The 14,963-nt window shown below is 70.4% G+C and carries 15 protein-coding genes; all 15 read right to left on the bottom strand.

Features of this window, described 5'->3' with window-relative positions; all coding sequences use genetic code 11:
• Positions 1 to 40 precede the first annotated feature (40 nt).
• The 15 genes from AC5LXX_RS22785 to AC5LXX_RS22715 all read right to left on the bottom strand — a co-directional run bounded on the left by AC5LXX_RS22785 (position 41) and on the right by AC5LXX_RS22715 (position 14,956).
• Positions 41 to 1,003, bottom strand: a complete 963-nt coding sequence (locus tag AC5LXX_RS22785; protein WP_493413276.1) for a WD40/YVTN/BNR-like repeat-containing protein — start codon at positions 1,001 to 1,003, stop codon at positions 41 to 43.
• 119 nt (positions 1,004 to 1,122) lie between these two features.
• On the bottom strand, positions 1,123 to 2,328 hold the full coding sequence (locus AC5LXX_RS22780) for an acetyl-CoA C-acyltransferase (protein ID WP_493413275.1): 1,206 nt from the start codon (positions 2,326 to 2,328) through the stop codon (positions 1,123 to 1,125).
• A gap of 12 nt (positions 2,329 to 2,340) precedes the next feature.
• Complete coding sequence (locus tag AC5LXX_RS22775) at positions 2,341 to 2,826, bottom strand: MaoC family dehydratase (RefSeq protein ID WP_493413399.1); 486 nt, start codon at positions 2,824 to 2,826, stop codon at positions 2,341 to 2,343.
• Complete coding sequence (locus AC5LXX_RS22770; protein ID WP_493413274.1) at positions 2,826 to 3,626, bottom strand: SDR family oxidoreductase; 801 nt, start codon at positions 3,624 to 3,626, stop codon at positions 2,826 to 2,828. The genes AC5LXX_RS22775 and AC5LXX_RS22770 overlap by 1 nt, the downstream gene beginning before the upstream one ends.
• On the bottom strand, positions 3,623 to 4,819 hold the full coding sequence (locus tag AC5LXX_RS22765) for an acyl-CoA dehydrogenase family protein (RefSeq protein ID WP_493413273.1): 1,197 nt from the start codon (positions 4,817 to 4,819) through the stop codon (positions 3,623 to 3,625). Before AC5LXX_RS22765 ends, AC5LXX_RS22770 begins: the two co-directional genes overlap by 4 nt.
• A complete protein-coding gene (locus AC5LXX_RS22760) occupies positions 4,816 to 6,048 on the bottom strand; it encodes an acyl-CoA dehydrogenase family protein (RefSeq protein ID WP_493413272.1) in 1,233 nt (410 codons plus the stop codon). The genes AC5LXX_RS22765 and AC5LXX_RS22760 overlap by 4 nt, the downstream gene beginning before the upstream one ends.
• A 3-nt stretch (positions 6,049 to 6,051) precedes the next feature.
• Positions 6,052 to 6,939, bottom strand: a complete 888-nt coding sequence (locus tag AC5LXX_RS22755; protein WP_493413271.1) for an SDR family oxidoreductase — start codon at positions 6,937 to 6,939, stop codon at positions 6,052 to 6,054.
• 33 nt (positions 6,940 to 6,972) lie between these two features.
• The gene (locus AC5LXX_RS22750; protein ID WP_493413270.1) at positions 6,973 to 8,124 is read right to left on the bottom strand and encodes an acetyl-CoA C-acetyltransferase; all 1,152 of its coding nucleotides are present in this window, start codon (positions 8,122 to 8,124) and stop codon (positions 6,973 to 6,975) included.
• On the bottom strand, positions 8,121 to 9,191 hold the full coding sequence (locus tag AC5LXX_RS22745; protein WP_493413269.1) for an acyl-CoA dehydrogenase family protein: 1,071 nt from the start codon (positions 9,189 to 9,191) through the stop codon (positions 8,121 to 8,123). The genes AC5LXX_RS22750 and AC5LXX_RS22745 overlap by 4 nt, the downstream gene beginning before the upstream one ends.
• A gap of 35 nt (positions 9,192 to 9,226) precedes the next feature.
• Entirely contained in the window at positions 9,227 to 10,396 is a 1,170-nt protein-coding gene (locus AC5LXX_RS22740) for an acyl-CoA dehydrogenase family protein (protein WP_493413268.1), read from the bottom strand.
• Positions 10,393 to 11,202 (bottom strand): enoyl-CoA hydratase family protein, encoded by an 810-nt coding sequence (locus AC5LXX_RS22735; protein ID WP_493413267.1) that lies wholly within the window; start codon positions 11,200 to 11,202, stop codon positions 10,393 to 10,395. The genes AC5LXX_RS22740 and AC5LXX_RS22735 overlap by 4 nt, the downstream gene beginning before the upstream one ends.
• A gap of 26 nt (positions 11,203 to 11,228) precedes the next feature.
• Positions 11,229 to 12,329, bottom strand: coding sequence for an NAD(P)H-dependent flavin oxidoreductase (locus AC5LXX_RS22730; RefSeq protein ID WP_493413266.1), 1,101 nt, complete (start codon positions 12,327 to 12,329; stop codon positions 11,229 to 11,231).
• Positions 12,326 to 13,246 (bottom strand): enoyl-CoA hydratase, encoded by a 921-nt coding sequence (locus tag AC5LXX_RS22725; protein ID WP_493413265.1) that lies wholly within the window; start codon positions 13,244 to 13,246, stop codon positions 12,326 to 12,328. Before AC5LXX_RS22725 ends, AC5LXX_RS22730 begins: the two co-directional genes overlap by 4 nt.
• A gap of 8 nt (positions 13,247 to 13,254) precedes the next feature.
• The gene (locus tag AC5LXX_RS22720) at positions 13,255 to 14,052 is read right to left on the bottom strand and encodes a CoA-transferase subunit beta (RefSeq protein WP_493413264.1); all 798 of its coding nucleotides are present in this window, start codon (positions 14,050 to 14,052) and stop codon (positions 13,255 to 13,257) included.
• Positions 14,053 to 14,062: 10 nt separating this feature from the next.
• A complete protein-coding gene (locus AC5LXX_RS22715; protein WP_493413263.1) occupies positions 14,063 to 14,956 on the bottom strand; it encodes a CoA transferase subunit A in 894 nt (297 codons plus the stop codon).
• Positions 14,957 to 14,963: the final 7 nt, after the last annotated feature.

Below are 14,963 nucleotides of genomic sequence, written 5' to 3'. Positions count from 1 at the left end.
AACCGGCGGTCGCGTCGGTCGCGGCCGCCATGAGCGCGCGTCAGGACGGCGACGCGGCGAGCGGCGCGACGCCGGCTTCACCGCCGAGCAGCAGCGCACCGTGGCCCATGTCGAGCACGGCCGCGAGGCTCTGCACGCCGCCGAGCTTCCGTACGTCGAAGGTCAGCCCGCCGTCGCGCGACGCGACGATCGCGCCGCCCTGGCCGACCAGCACGAGTTCGCCGTCGCCGAGCTGGGTCGCGCCGAAGTACGACACCGGCACGTGGCTGTCGACGTGCGTCCAGGTCGCGCCGTGATCGGTGCTGCGCACGACGTTGCCGCGCATCCCGTATGCGACCCAGTCGCCGTTCGCGAGCATCAGCGCGCCGAACAGCGAGCCCGCGTATGGCGACGCGAGCTTGTTCCATGTGACGCCGTTGTCGGTCGAGCGCAGCAGCGTGCCGCTTTCGCCCGCGACCAGCAGGTTGCCGCGGCCGTCGCCGACGATCGCGTTCAGGTGGCGGTCGCCGGCCGGCGTCTTCACCGCCTGCCAGTTGACGCCGGCATCGTCCGAGCGCAGCAACTGGCCGAAGCTGCCGGCCGCGAACAGCGGGCCGCCGGCGGTGCCCCATACGGACAGCAGCGGATCGGAATGCGCGTGGTCCATGTGAACCTCGCGCCAGTGCCCACCGCCATCGTCGCTGCGGACGATCCTGCCGTCATGGCCGACCGCGATCCCGAGCGTCGGCGTGACGAAGCGCACCTGCGTGAGCGTCGACGCCGGGTCTTGCGCGATCGATGCCGGACGCCAGTGCGCACCCGCGTCGTCGCTGAGCAGGATCACGCCGCGTTCGCCGACCGCGACGATGCGCGTCGTGCCGGCGCGGGCAAGCCCGTTGATCTGCAGCCGGTCCGCGTGGATCGCGGTGACCGGGAACGCCGGCAGCGGGCGCGGCGAAAACGCGAACAGCGCGGCGCCGAGCACCAGCGCCGACATCGCGAGTCCGGGCAAAGTTCGTTTCATCGCTTGTCTCCTGTGTCTGCGTTCGACGGCGGTGCGCCCGGAAGCGCCTGCCGCAGTCGACTGCAAGTCTCCGGGCCGTCGGTCGTTGCCGCGGCCTCGAATGGTCCCGACTGGAATCGCTAGGCGCCGACTTCGAACAGCGCGGCGGCACCCATCCCGCCGCCGATGCACATCGTCACGACCGCGTGCCGCACGCCGCGCCGCGCGCCTTCGAGCAGCGCGTGCATCGTCATGCGCGTGCCCGACATCCCGAACGGGTGGCCGAGCGCGATCGCGCCGCCGTCCACGTTCAGCCGGTCGTCGGGAATGCCTAGCGTGTCGCGACAGTACAGCGCCTGGCACGCGAACGCCTCGTTCAGCTCCCACAGCCCGACGTCGGCCACCGTCATCCCGAAGCGTTCCAGCAGCTTCGGAATCGCGAACACCGGGCCGATGCCCATCTCGTCCGGCTCGCAGCCGGCCACCGCGAGGCCGCGGAACGCGCCGAGCGGCGTCAGCCCGCGGCGCGTCGCCTCGCTGCGCGACATCACGACCACGGCCGCCGCGCCGTCCGACAGCTGCGACGCATTGCCGGCCGTCACGAACTCGCCCTGCTCGACGACCTTGCCGCCGCTCCACGACGGCTTCAGCCCCGCGAGCCGCTCGGCCGTCGTGTCGGCGCGCACGCCTTCGTCGCGCGCTGCGCGCAGATCCTCGTGGCCGGTCGCGTTGCCTTCCTGGTCGAACAGCGCGCGGCGCACGTCGAGCGGCACGATTTCCGCGTCGAAGCGGCCGGCCGCCTGGGCGTCGGCCGTGCGGCGGTGGCTCTGCAGCGCGAAGGCGTCCTGCTCGGCGCGCGAGATCCCGTAGCGGCGCGACACGATCTCGGCCGTTTCCATCATCGCGATATACGCGGCCGGCTGGTGGTCGAGCACGGCCTGCGAGCGCGCGCGATACGCGTTCTTGTGCTTGTTCTGCGTGAGCGAGATCGACTCGACGCCGCCCGCGACGACGATCCGAGCGTCACGCGCACCGATGCTGCGCGCGGCGCTCGCGATCGACATCAGGCCCGACGAGCACATGCGGTCGATCGCCATGCCGGGAACCGACGCCGGCAGTCCGGCCGCCGCGGCCGACAGGCGGCCGAGGTTGTAGCCCTGCGTGCCCTGCTGCGCGGCGCAGCCGATCAGCACGTCGTCGACGTCGGCCGGCGCGACGCCCGCGCGTTCGAGCGCCGCGCGCACGACGTGCCCGCCCAGCGCCGGCGCCTCGGTATCGTTGAACATGCCGCGAAACGCCTTGCCGATCGGCGTGCGTGCGACGGAAACGATGACTGCGTCTTCCATGTCTCTGACTCTCTACAAGTAATAGCGGCTGATCGTGTCGGCGACGCAGCCGGGTTTCGCTTCGCCCTCGATCTCGACGGTCACGCGAATCCACGCCTGCACGCCGCCTTCGAGCGGCTCGACGCGCAGCAGCTCGCCGACGCCGCGCACGCGCGCACCGACCTGCACCGGCGCCGGGAAGCGGATCCTGTCGCAGCCGTAGTTGACGCCGAGCCGCGCGCCTTCGATGCGCACGATCTGCGGCAGGAAATGATTGACGAGCGACAGCGTCAGGTAGCCGTGCGCGATGCACGCGCCGAACGGGCCGTCCTTTGCGCGCTCGGGGTCGACGTGCACCCACTGGTGATCGCCCGTCGCATCGGCGAAGCCGTCGATGCGAAGCTGGTCGATCGCGAGCCACGCGCTCGCGCCGAGCGTGTCGCCGACGGCCGCGACGAGTTCGCCGGGATGCGCGAACACGCGGGGCGCCGCATGCACGAGGTCGAGCGTCGTGTCCATCATGCGTGCTGGCTGCTGACCGACAGCACTTCGCCCGTCATGTACGACGCGTAATCGCTTGCAAGAAACACCATCACGTTCGCGACCTCCCAGACTTCGGCGGCGCGCCCGAAAGCTTCGCGCGACGCCAGTTGATTCAGCAGGTCGGCCGGAGCCGACTTCTTCAGAAAATCGTGCATCGCGATGCTCGGTGCGACCGCGTTGATGCGCACGCCGTACGGCGACGCCTCGAGCGCCGCGCAGCGCGTGAGCGCCATCACGCCCGCTTTCGCGGCCGCGTAGTGCGCCTGTTCCGCCTGCGCGCGCCAGCCGAGCACCGATGCGTTGTTGACGATCGCGCCGCGGCCGCGGGCCTGCATGTGCGGCAGCATCGCGCGCGTCATCCGGAACGTCCCGGTCAGGCTAATGTCGATCACGCGCGACCATTCGGCATCGTCCATATCGACGATGCGGGTCGACCCGCCGAGCCCGGCGTTGTTGATCAGCACGTCGACGCCGTCGAGCGTGTCCTCGGCTGCGGCGACGAGCGCCCGCACGTCGGCCTCGACCGCGACGTTGCACAGGCGGCCATGGATCCGTTGCAGCCCCGTTTCCGCGCGCAGCGTGTCGACGGCCTGCTCGAGACGCTTTTCGTGGATGTCGGAGATGAACAGCGCGCGGCAGCCTTCCTCCGCGCAGCGGCGCGCGGCCGCGAAGCCGATGCCGGCGCCGGCGGCGGCCGTGATCAGCACCGATTTGCCCGCGAGCAGCTGGTGGCCCGGCACGTAGGCCGGCGCTTTCTGGATCTGGGGTTCGGTCATGCTGTGCCTCGTGGTTCCCTGGGCATGCCGAGCCCGCGCTCGGCCATGATGTTGAGCTGGATTTCGTTGGTGCCCGCGTAGATCGTGTCCGCACGGGAGAACAGGAACACGCGCTGCAGATGGGTGAGCTTGTCGTCGGCGGGATCGATCACGTTCGCGCGGGGCCCGAGCGCGTCCATCGCGAGCTGGCCGAGATCGCGGTGCCAGTTCGACCAGAAATACTTGTAGATCAGCGCCTCGCGGCGCAGCGGCGCGCTCGCGTCGGCATCGTCGGCGCCCGACAGCATCCGCAGCGCGTTGTAGCGCATCACGCGCAGCCCGGCCCATGCGCGGCCGATCCGCTGGCGCAGCACGGGGTCGCGGTCCGCGCCCGATGCACGCGCGGCGTCGATCACCCATTCGAGTTCGCGGACGAACTGCATCTGCTGGCCGAGCGTCGACATCCCGCGCTCGAAGCCGAGCAGCGTCATCGCGATCCGCCAGCCGTCGCCCGGCGCGCCGACGAGGTCGCGAGCTTCGGCACGCGCGCCGTCGAAGAACACTTCGTTGAATTCCGCGCCGCCGTTGAGCTGCCTGATCGGACGGATCTCGATGCCCGGCTGGTCGAGCGGCATCAGCAGGAACGACAGCCCCTTGCTGCCCTTCGACTCGGGATCGGTGCGCGCCAGCACGAAGATCCAGTCGGAATCGTGCGCGAGCGACGTCCACACCTTCTGGCCGACCACACGCCACGTGCCGTCCGCGTCCTGTTCGGCACGCGTGCGCACATTGGCCAGGTCCGAACCCGCACCCGGCTCCGAATAGCCCTGGCACCAGAACTGCGTGCCGGCCAGGATGCCGGGCAGGAAGCGCGCGCGCTGGTCGTCGGTGCCGCACGCGACGAGCGTCGGCCCGAGCAGCCCTTCGCCGATATGGCCCATCCGACCAGGGCCGCCCGCGCGGGCATATTCCTCGTGGAAGATCACCTGCTCGGCGACCGAGAAGCCGCGCCCACCCGCGCTCGCCGGCCAGCCGAGCCCGGTCCAGCCGCCCTTCGCCAGCGCCTGCTCCCACGCCTTGCGCAGTGCCGGCCACGCTTCCTCGTCGCCGGGGCCGCCGCGATATTTCAGGCAGGCGAATTCGCCGGTCAGGTGCGACTGCACCCAGTCGGCCACTTCGTGCCGCAATTGCTGTTCGCGCGTTTCGCTGTTCATTGGAGGGCTCCTGAGCGCGCGGCCGATGGGCGGGATGCGACTGCAACCGATGACTCGAGCGCTGCATCGCGCGGCGACGCGCTGCCGTCGATCGCATGACAGGCGATCCATTCGAGCAGTTGCGGCGTACTGCCGAACTGCGCGCCCGACGCCTGCGCGCGCTTGAAATAGAGATGCGGGTCGTATTCCCACGTGAAGCCGACGCCACCGTGCAACTGGATCGCTTCCTGTGCGCAGAACGCATACGCGTCGTTCGCGGCGGCTTTCGCGGCCGCGATGTCGGCGCGCAGCGCGGCGCCCGCCATCGCGCCGGCTTCGGCATCCCATGCATGCGCGGCGCCGAGCACCGCCGAACGCGCCGCTTCGATCAGCACCATCATCTGCGCGCAGCGGTGCTTGACGGCCTGGAACGATGCGATCGCGCGGCCGAACTGCACGCGCTGGCTCGTGTAGTCGAGCGTCAGGTCGAGGCACTGCCGCGCGCCGCCGAGCTGTTCGGCGGCCAGCGCGAGCGCCGCGAACCAGCCTGCGCGTTCGAGCGCCCGTGCAGCAGTGGCGCCGCTGGCGAACAGCACCTCGCGGCTCACGCGCGTGTCGTCGAACACCACGCGCGCGATCGGCCGCGTCGCGTCGAGCGTGTCGAGCGGCGTGACGGCCAGGCCCGACGCCGATGCAACGTCGATCGCGAACAGCCCGATCGATTGCCCTTCGTTCGCGATCCGCGCGGGAATCACCAGCAGGTCGGCGCGTGCGCCGTCGATCACCTGCTCGACCGTGCCGGACAGCGCATAGCCACCTGCCACTGCTTCCGCGACGACCGGCAACTTCCACGCGCCGGCCGGCAGGTCGAACGGCAGCGCCAGTGTCGCGCTGCACGCGCCTTCGGCGATCTTCGCAAGCCAGCCGTTGGCCGGCGGCGTGTCGCAGCCGGCCAGCGCGGTCGCCGCGAGGCATGCGGTCGCGAAGTACGGCACGCACGCGACGCGCCGGCCGAGCTGCTCCATCAGCACCGTCTGCTCGACCGCGCCGAGCCCGAGCCCGCCGGCCGCTTCCGGCAGCGCGAGCGCGTTCCAGCCGAGCTCGCCCGCGAGCGTGGCCCACAGCCCGTCGTCGCGGCCGGCCGACTGTTCGAGCGCGCGGCGCACGTCGGCCGACGCACTGCGTTCGGCGAGCACGTCGGCCGCCGCGTCGCGGATCATCGCCTGTTCGTCGGTGAGCGCCAGATCCATCGGTCAGCTCCCGTACACGCGTTGCGCGGGCCGCGCATCGGCCAGCAGTTGCGCGACCGCCGGGCCGATCTCGGCCGCCGCCCAGCGCGCGCCGCGATCGACGCTCGGGCCTGTGCGCCAGCCTTCGGCGACCGCGATCATCCCGCCCGCGACCTCGAACACCTGGCCCGTCACGTCGGCCGACAGCGTGCTGCCGAGCCATACGACGAGCGGCGCGACGTTGGCCGGATCGAAATAGTCGAAGCCGCCGTCCTCGGGCTTCTTCATCATGTCGGCGAACACGCCTTCCGTCATCGACGTGCGCGCGGCCGGCGCAAGCGCATTCACGCGCACGCCGTAGCGCTGCAATTCGGCCGCCTGCATCAGCGTGAGCGCGGCGATCCCGGCCTTGGCTGCGCCGTAGTTCGACTGGCCGATCGAGCCTTGCAGCCCGGCGCCCGAACTCGTGTTGACGATCCGTGCGTCGACCGCGTGGCCGGCTTTCGCCGCGTCGCGCCACACGCGCGCCAGCACGCTCGACAGGCAGAAGTGGCCGCGCAGGTGCACGCGCATCACGTCGTCCCAGTCGGCTTCGGACATGCTCGTGAACATCCTGTCGCGGCAGATGCCCGCGTTGTTGACGAGCACGTGGACGTCGCCGAATGCGTCGCGCGCCGCGTCGACGATCCGCTGCGCGGTGTCGGCCTGCGTGATGTCGTCGGCATTCGCGAGCGCGCGACCGTCGCTTTCAGCTCGATCGGCGATTTCGTCGCACACGGCCTGCGCGGCGTCGTGCCGGATATCGTTGACGACGACCGACGCGCCTTCGGCCGCGAACGCCAGCGCGTACTCGCGCCCGAGCCCGCCGCCCGCGCCGGTGATGATGACGGTGCGTCCGTTACAGATTCCCATGCTTGTGCCTCGTGGATCGTGGAGATGACGCGCTCACAGGCGCTCGATGATCGTGACGTTCGCGAGGCCGCCGCCTTCGCACATCGTCTGCAGCCCGTAGCGGCCGCCGGTGCGTTCCAGCTCGTGCAGCAGCGTCGTCATCAGCCGCGCGCCGGTCGCGCCGAGCGGATGGCCGAGCGCGATCGCGCCGCCGTTCGGGTTGGTCTTTTCGTGCGGGAAACGCGTGTCGGCCAGCCACGCCTGCGCGACCGATGCGAACGCCTCGTTCAGCTCGACGACGTCGATCTGCGCCAGGTCGAGCCCGCTCTTCTTCAGCGCGGCCTTCGTTGCCGGAATCGGCGCGGTGAGCATCCACAGCGGATCGTCGCCGAGCACGCTCAGGTGATGGATACGCGCACGCGGCGTGAGGCCGTAGCGCTTCAGCGCCTCTTCCGACACGATCAGCAGCGCGGCCGCCGCATCGCAGGTCTGGCTCGCGACGGCCGCCGTCAGCGAGCCGCCCGGCGTCAGCGGCGCGAGCGTCGCCATCTTCTCCAGCGACGTGTCGGGGCGCGGCGTCTCGTCGTGCATCACGCCTTCGAACGGCACGATCTCCCGCCTGAAATGGCCGCCCTCGATCGCCGCGACCGCACGGCGGTGGCTTTCCAGCGCATAGCGCTCCATCGCGTCGCGCGACAGGTTCCAGTGATCGGCGATCCGCTGCGCGGCGACGAACTGCGACACCGGTGCATCGCCGAAACGCGCGCGCCAGCCGGTGCTGCCCGAGAACGGATCGGTGAAGCCGAGCGGCGCCGCGCAGGTCATCGCGGACGAGATCGGAATCTGCGTCATCGTCTGCACGCCGCCCGCGACGATCACATCCTGCACGCCGCTCATCACGGCCTGCGCGGCGAAGTGCACGGCCTGCTGCGACGACCCGCACTGGCGGTCGACCGTCACGCCCGGTACCTGCAGCGGCAGCCCGGCCGCCAGCCAGCAGGTGCGCGCGATGTTGCCCGCGAGCGGGCCGATCGTGTCGACGCAGCCGAACACCACGTCGTCGTATTCGTCGGCGGGAATTGCGTTGCGTTCGACGAGCGTCTTCAACACGAAGCCGCCGAGGTCCGCTGCATGGACGTGCGCGAGCCCGCCCTTGCGGCGGCCGGTCGGCGTGCGCAGCGCGTCGACGATATAAGCCTGTTTCATGCGTTCGATTCCTCGAGGTCGAAGGTCTGCGCGGGGCCGATCGGCAATGCGTCGCCGAGGATCGCGTCGGCCACGCGGGCCTTGTGGAAGGCGGCGTCGCCCCAACTGCCCGAGAGCGCCCAGATGCGCTTCATGAAGATCTGCAGGTCGAGCTCCCACGTGTAGCCGATCGCGCCGTGCACCTGCATCGAGTGGCGTGCGGCCAGTTGCGCGGCCGACATCGCCGCGAGCTTCGCGTGCGACACGAACACCGCGCGCTGCGGGTGATCGTCGGCGATCGCCTGTGCGGCGCGCGCCACCACCGGCCGTGCGAACTCGTAGCGGATCGCGACGTCGGCGAGCAGGTGCTTGAGCGCCTGGTACGAGCCGATCGCCTTGCCGAACTGCTTGCGCTGCGTGCTGTAGTCGAGCGCGACGTCGAGCACGCGCTGCGTGAGCCCGAGCAGCTGTGCGGCGACCGCGAACGCGCCGTGGTCGAGCGCACGATTCAGCAGCGGCGCTGCGTCGTCCGCACGCGCGACGCGGGTGGCCGCCGACGGCTCCCAGTCGAGCGTGAACAGGCGCCGCGACGGGTCGACGCTGTCGACCGCACGCCACGCGCACTGCGCGGGATCGACGCGGTGCAGCTCGCCGCGGTGTTCGCACAGGAGTGCCTGCGCGACATGCACGTCGGCCGCATACGGGTTCACCGGATGCACGAGCGCGACACGCGCGCGCCCTTCGGCGATGTCGCGCAGCAGCGCGTCGCGCCAGTCGCTCGCGGGCAGCCGCGCCAGCACGCCGGCCGACACGAGCGCCGTGTCGAGCAGCGGCTCGGGGCTGCCGAAATAGCCGTAGGCCTGCGCGAGCAGCGCCCATTCCACTTCGGTCAGGCCGAGGCCGCCCTGCGGCTCGGGCACCGACACGGCCGTCAGCCCCTGCGACGCGAACAGCGCCCACAGGTCATCCGAACGCCCGGTCGGCGTCGCCCAGAGCTCGCGGATCAGCTCGGGCGTCATCTCGGTCATCAGCAGGCGCTTCACGCTGTCCGCGAGCGCTTCCTGGTCTTCATCGAATACGAAATCCATACGATGTCCGTTCTGTGAGGGTGGCGCCGGCGCCGTTACGCGCGCGGCATGCCGAGCATCCGTTCGGCGACGATGTTGCGCTGGATCTCGTTGGTGCCCGCGTAGATCGTGCCGGCCTGCGCGAACAGGAAGCCGTCGAGCCAGTGGCCGAGCGCCGCGTGCTGCGCGGCCGTCTGCGGGACGACCTCGCCGTGCGCACCGAGAATGTCGAGCGCGGTCTGGTGCATGCGCAGGTCGAGCTCCGACCAGAACACCTTGTTGGTGCTCGACTCCGCACCGATGTGGCCGCCCTTCAGCAGGCGGCTCGCGGTCGCGTAGGTCGACAGCGCATAGGCCTGCGCGTCCATCCAGGCCTGCACCACGCGTTCGCGCAGCGTCGGATCGCGGTCCGCGCTGTCGCGGTGGGCGAGATACAGGTCGCGCAGCGCCTGCGCGGTGCGCTGGAAGCGCGCGGGCGAACGCAGCATCAGCCCGCGCTCGAACCCGGCCGTCGCCATCGCGACCTGCCAGCCCGCGCCTTCGGCCGCCAGCCGGTTCTCGACCGGTACGCGCACGTCGTCGAAGAAGATTTCAGCGAAACCGGTCTGCCCGTTGAGCTGCCGGATCGGCCGCACCGTGATGCCCGGCGCGGACAGCGGCACCATCAGGAACGTCAGCCCGTGGTGGCGCGACGATTCGGGATCGCTGCGGAACAGCCCGAACAGCCAGTCCGCCCACACCGCGCGCGTCGACCAGATCTTCTGGCCGTTCAGCACGTATTCGTCGCCGAGGCGGGTGGCCGTCGTGCGGATCGCGGCCATGTCCGAACCCGCGTTCGGCTCCGACCAGCCCTGCGCCCACACGTGCTCGCCGGCCGCCATCGCGGGCAGGAAGCGCGCCTTCTGCGCGTCGGTGCCGAAATCCATTAGCGTCGGGCCGAGCAGGAAGATGCCGTTCTGGTTCACGCGCATCGGCGCGTCGGCACGCCAGTACTCTTCCTCGAAGATCAGCCACTCGATCAGGTCGCAGCCGCGCCCGCCCAGCTCGCGCGGCCACGTGACCATGCTCCAGCGGCCCGAGTGCAGCGTGCGCTCCCATTCGCGGTGCGCGGCGAAGCCTGCCTCGGTGTCGAAGCTCGGCAGCCGCTCGCGCGGCACGTGCGCGGCGAGCCATTCGCGGATTTCCGCGCGGAACGCGTGCTGTTGCGGCGTATAGGTCAGGTTCATGCGCGTGCCTCCGCGGCGGTTGTCTGCGCGTCGAAACGCGCATCGCGCTTCTCGACGAACGCGGCGCGCGCCTCCGTCGAGTCGTTCGTCATGTATGCCTGCAGCGTGAAGCCCTGCTCCCAGCGGTACTTGTCCTCGAGATCGCCGTCCTCGACGCCATTCAGCGCCTCCTTCGCGAGCCGCACCATCGCCGGGCTCTTCTCCGAGATCTTGCGGGCGATCGCGAGCGCGGCGTCGCGCAGCGTGTCGCGCGTGACGACCTGCTCGACCGCGCCGAGCCGGTACGCCTCGGCCGCGTCGATCATGTCTCCTGTGAAATACATCGCGCGGACCTTCTGTACGCCGAACAGCCGCTGCAGGTGCGCGCCGCCGCCCATTGCACCGCGATCGATCTCGGGCACGCCGAAGCGCGCGCAATCGGCCGCGACGACGATGTCCGCCGCGCCGCAGATGCCGATCCCGCCGCCGAGCACGAAGCCGTGCACGGCCGCAATCACCGGCTTCGGGTTGCGGTGCACTGCGCGGAACGTCTCGTAGTTGCCCGCGTTGACCGGCACGATCCGCTCCGGATGCGCGGCCAGTTCCTTGATGTCGACGCCCGCGCAGAAGCCGCGGCCTTCGCCGCGCACGACGATCACGCGGACGTCGTCGTCCGCGCCGAGCGCGTCGAGCGCACGCGAGAGCGCATGCCAGCCCTGCGCGTCGAGCGCGTTCACGGGCGGATGGGCGATCACCAGTTCGGCGATGCCGTCGGCGCGATCGATCCGGAACGGCATCGCGCCGGCCGGTTGGTTGGATGCTGTCATCTCCTTGGCCTCCCTGTGATGGTTGTTCATGCGGCCTGCACCGCTGCCGCGCCGCGCAACGCGGCCAGTGCATCGATCCGCTCGCAGGCTTCCGCGACGATCCGCGCGATCAGCGCGTCGCACGACTCGATCGCGCCGATCATCGCGGCCGCCTGGCCGCTCGGCAGCACGCCTTCATCCGGGCGGCCCTCGACGATCGCGCGCTGGATCAGGAACGGCGCGTTCGCGGCCATCAGCGTCTGGCTCGCCGTGTAGTCGTGCGAACGCAGCGCCTTGAGCGCGAGGCCGAGCATGTCGCCCGTGCCGAGGCCGTTCTGGCGCCGCCACGCTTCGGCCGTCTTCAGCGCGAACCACGTGCGGCGCAGCGGGCCGAAGCGTTCGAGCTTCAGCAGGTACGGGTTGTCGATCATCCGTTGCGGCAGCCCGTCGAGCGCGTCCGACACGCGGATGCGCGCCGGGTCGCCGACCGCGACGTAGCGGTCGAGCGTTTCGCGCGGCACCGGCGATTCGGCGCTCATCAGGAAGCGCGTGCCCATCGCGATGCCGGCCGCGCCGTATGCGAGCGCGGCAGCCAGCCCGCGCCCGTCGAAGAACCCGCCGGCCGCGACCACCGGCACGCGCACCGCGTCGAGCACCTTCGGCAGCAGCAGCGTGGTCGGCACCGAACCGGTGTGCCCACCACCTTCCGCGCCCTGCACCGTCACGATGTCCGCGCCGAGTTCGACGGCCTTCGCCGCGTGCTTCGGCGCGCCGACCGTCGGCATGCAGACGATGCCGGCGTCCTTGAAGCGGCGAATCGTCTTCGCATCGGGCCCGCGGCCGTAGCTGACCGCGCGCAGCCGGTGCTTGATCGCGAGATCGACCACCTGCGCGGCGTTCTTCTGGAACATGTGGAAATTGATGCCGAACGGCTGGTCGGTCAGCGACTTCACCTTCAGGATCTCAGCCTCGACCTGCCCGGGTTCGAGCGTCGCGCCGGCCAGGAAGCCGAAGCCGCCCGCGTTGGCGGTCGCCGCGACGAGCCGCGCGTCGGCCACCCAGCCCATCGCGGTCTGCACGATCGGGTAGCGGCAGCCGAGCAGGTCGCACAGCGGCGTATGCAGCGGGCTTTGCGGCGTCGTGCTCATGCGGCGGCTCCGTTGACGGCGACCGGGGCCGGCGCGTCGCCGCGATCCGCGCCGTTCGGCTGGCGCTGCGAGCTGGCCATGCTGCGCGCGTCGTAGCCGCCGAGGCGGTCGCCGCTGACGAGTTCGTTGTGCGCATGCGCGAAGTGATGCCACGCGAACGCCGCGTCCATCGCCGCGCGCTTGCCCTGCAGTTCCTCGACGTGGTTCAGCGCCTGCTTGGTCAGCGTGAGCCCGAGGCGCGGCATCATCGCGATCTTCGCGGCGATCGCGTAGGTCGCGTCGCGCAGCCGCTCGCGCGGCACCACGCGGTTGACCATCCCCATCTGATATGCGCGCTCGGCCGGCATCCGCTCGCCCAGGAACAGGAATTCCTTCGCGATGCGCGGGTTCAGCTCGTAGGCATGCGCGAAATACTCGACGCCCGGAATCCCCATCCGCACGACCGGATCGGCAAAGAACGCGTCCTCGGACGCGACGATCAGGTCGCACACCCATGCGAGCATCAGCCCGCCTGCGATGCATGCGCCCTGCACCATCGCGATCGTCGGCTTCGGCAGGTCGCGCCAGCGCCGGCACATTCCGAGGTACACCTCCTGCTCGCGTGCATAGAGGAATTCGCCGCCTTCCTTGTCGACGTGGTCGTACCACAGCGACGCGCGATCGAACGACTCGTGGATGTCGCGGCCCGGCGTGCCGATGTCGTGGCCTGCCGAGAAATGCTTGCCGGCGCCCGCGAGCACGATCGCCTTCACCGCGTCGTCGTGCGCCGCGCGCCGGAACGCCGCGTCGAGCGCATACGTCATCTTCGAATTCTGCGCGTTGTGATACTCGGGGCGGTTCATCGTGATCGTCGCGATGCCGTCCTCGACCGCGTAGTCGACGACACCGTCGCCGAACGTCATCTGGGTCGCTTCCATGTCGGACCTCATCGCCGGCGCGGCGCCGGATTGTTGCGCACGATCGTCGCGCGCAGGTTGTGCGGATCGAGCGCGCGCACGATGCGCAGGTCTTCCGCGTTCGGCGGGGCCGTCGTGCCGAGCTCGGGCGCCGCGATCAGCGGGAAGCCGGTCGCGTCCTGCACTTCGTCGAAGCTCACGCCCGGGTGCAGCGAACGCACGCGGATCGCGTGATCGGGGCCGCCGAAATCCATCACGCAAAGGTCGGTGACGATGCTGCGCAGGTCGACGAAGGTCTTCATCCCCGGCAGCCGGCGCGCCGGGTTGTAGCCGACCGTGCACACCATGTCGACTTCGCGTTCGACGAACGTGCGCTTGCCGTGGCCGCTGACGAAGAACGAGTTCGCGTGGTTCGTCGTGTTGCCGGGGAAGCCGCGCGCGCCGAGCAGCTGGGTTTTCGGGCGGGCGTAGTCGTCGCCGAGCCACGAGATGTTGGCCTGACCGAAACGGTCGATCTGCGTCGGCATCACGAGCGCATGGCGGCGGCCGTGCCACAGGCAGTCGAACACGCGTTCGTAGGTCATCCAGCCGCTCGCCTTCACGCGATAGCCGTCGGGGCGCGGGCCGAGCGGCACCGGCTCCTCGACGAGATACGCTTCGCCGTCGGTCAGCATCAGCCCGTTGTTGTACGCGAGCCGCGCAAGGCCGGCCGCGAGCCGCGGGCCCGTGCCGATGCCGGTCGCCAGTACTTCACCGTCGTCGCGCCAGAGTCGCGCGGACGCGACGATCATCAGTTCCGCGAGGGAATGGTCGAGAGATTCGCTCACAGGCGCTCCTTTACAGAATCGGCAACGGCAACGTCGTCACGTGCGACAGGCCGCCGATGCCTTCGAGGTACTGGCGTTCGTCCCGGCCGACCACGTCGCGCAGGTACGCCGCCGTTTTCGCGTCGTCTTCCGCACTGGCGCAGTACGCGCGCAGGTGCGGCAGGTCCCAGCCGTAGGCCGGCCCGCATGACGTCGGGTGCGCGCCGCCCGGCGCGTGGACGACGCCTGTGACGAGCGAGCGTTCGAACGGGTTGCGGCGCGCGGCGTCGAGGTCTTCGCTCGCGAGCGATGCGTCGACCGTTTCCGCCGATACGTAGCAACGCTGAGCGGCCCGCGCCATCCACGCATCGAAGAACGGATCGGGGCCGTCGATGCGCGTATTGCCCATCCGGTCCGCCGCGTTCACGTGCAGCAGCGCGACGTCGAGGTCGATCGCGGGCATCGCGAGCAGCGTCTCGCCGTCGTCGTACGGCGATTGCACGGTGCGCAGTGTCGGCGCGTGATCGAGCAACGCGGTGCCGAGCCCAGCGCGCGTCGGCAGGAACGGCAGGCGCGCGGCGGCGGCGCGCAGGCCGAGCTGCAGCATCCCTTCGTCGAGCTCGAGCACGTCGATGCGGCCCTGTTCGCGCGCACGGCGGAAATGCGGCTCGAGCGGGATCACGTCGAGCGACACGAAGCCGAACACCACCTTGCGAACCTTGGCCGCCGCGCACAGCAGGCCGACATCGGCGCCGCCATAGGCGACGATCGTCAGGTCCCGCAGGTTCGAGCGCGCGATTTCGCGCACCAGCGCCATCGGCTTGCGCCGCGGCCCCCATCCGCCGATGCCGATCGTCATGCCGTCGGCGAGTTGCGCGACCACGTCGCGTGCGGACATCGTCTTGTCGAGAGGTTTCATCGTCATCGTGCTG

It is taken from the genome of Burkholderia torrens, from assembly GCF_984668525.1.
Note: the sequence above shows the minus strand (reverse complement) of the source record. Positions and strands in the feature narration are given on the sequence as shown.

Bases quoted from the DNA above. Each gene is read 5' to 3' on its own strand.
- AC5LXX_RS22785 (WP_493413276.1), bottom strand. From the start codon at position 1,003: ATGAAACGAACTTTGCCCGGACTCGCGATGTCGGCGCTGGTGCTCGGC.
- AC5LXX_RS22780 (WP_493413275.1), bottom strand. From the start codon at position 2,328: ATGGAAGACGCAGTCATCGTTTCCGTCGCACGCACGCCGATCGGCAAG.
- AC5LXX_RS22775 (WP_493413399.1), bottom strand. From the start codon at position 2,826: ATGGACACGACGCTCGACCTCGTGCATGCGGCGCCCCGCGTGTTCGCG.
- AC5LXX_RS22770 (WP_493413274.1), bottom strand. From the start codon at position 3,626: ATGACCGAACCCCAGATCCAGAAAGCGCCGGCCTACGTGCCGGGCCAC.
- AC5LXX_RS22765 (WP_493413273.1), bottom strand. From the start codon at position 4,819: ATGAACAGCGAAACGCGCGAACAGCAATTGCGGCACGAAGTGGCCGAC.
- AC5LXX_RS22760 (WP_493413272.1), bottom strand. From the start codon at position 6,048: ATGGATCTGGCGCTCACCGACGAACAGGCGATGATCCGCGACGCGGCG.
- AC5LXX_RS22755 (WP_493413271.1), bottom strand. From the start codon at position 6,939: ATGGGAATCTGTAACGGACGCACCGTCATCATCACCGGCGCGGGCGGC.
- AC5LXX_RS22750 (WP_493413270.1), bottom strand. From the start codon at position 8,124: ATGAAACAGGCTTATATCGTCGACGCGCTGCGCACGCCGACCGGCCGC.
- AC5LXX_RS22745 (WP_493413269.1), bottom strand. From the start codon at position 9,191: ATGGATTTCGTATTCGATGAAGACCAGGAAGCGCTCGCGGACAGCGTG.
- AC5LXX_RS22740 (WP_493413268.1), bottom strand. From the start codon at position 10,396: ATGAACCTGACCTATACGCCGCAACAGCACGCGTTCCGCGCGGAAATC.
- AC5LXX_RS22735 (WP_493413267.1), bottom strand. From the start codon at position 11,202: ATGACAGCATCCAACCAACCGGCCGGCGCGATGCCGTTCCGGATCGAT.
- AC5LXX_RS22730 (WP_493413266.1), bottom strand. From the start codon at position 12,329: ATGAGCACGACGCCGCAAAGCCCGCTGCATACGCCGCTGTGCGACCTG.
- AC5LXX_RS22725 (WP_493413265.1), bottom strand. From the start codon at position 13,246: ATGGAAGCGACCCAGATGACGTTCGGCGACGGTGTCGTCGACTACGCG.
- AC5LXX_RS22715 (WP_493413263.1), bottom strand. From the start codon at position 14,956: ATGACGATGAAACCTCTCGACAAGACGATGTCCGCACGCGACGTGGTC.